Annotated in this window: 1 protein-coding gene; it reads left to right on the forward strand. The window is 66.1% G+C overall.

Annotated features, from left to right (window positions below; translation table 11 throughout):
• A partial coding sequence (locus ACQG3P_RS20740) for a TonB-dependent receptor domain-containing protein (RefSeq protein WP_426806107.1) occupies window positions 1–254 on the forward strand: 254 nt, incomplete at both ends.

Raw genomic sequence — 254 nt, forward strand, 5'->3', positions numbered from 1 at the left:
CTGGCCTTCGGCGGTGAGTACCGCCGTGAGAAGGGGGAACAGAGCGCGTGCGAGCCCAATTCCTACATCGGCACCGGTGCGCAGGGCTTCGGCGGCTTCACCCCGCTCAACGCCGTCGATGCCGACCTCGACAACTACGCCGTCTACGCCGGCCTGGAAGCGGACCTGACCGACAAGTTATCGGCCGGCGTCACCGGCCGCTATGAGGATTACTCGGACTTCGGCGACAAGTTCTCCGGCAAGCTGTCGGCCCG

It is taken from the genome of Stenotrophomonas sp. SrG (genome assembly GCF_050031795.1).
In the GTDB taxonomy this organism is placed as follows: domain Bacteria; phylum Pseudomonadota; class Gammaproteobacteria; order Xanthomonadales; family Xanthomonadaceae; genus Stenotrophomonas; species Stenotrophomonas rhizophila_A.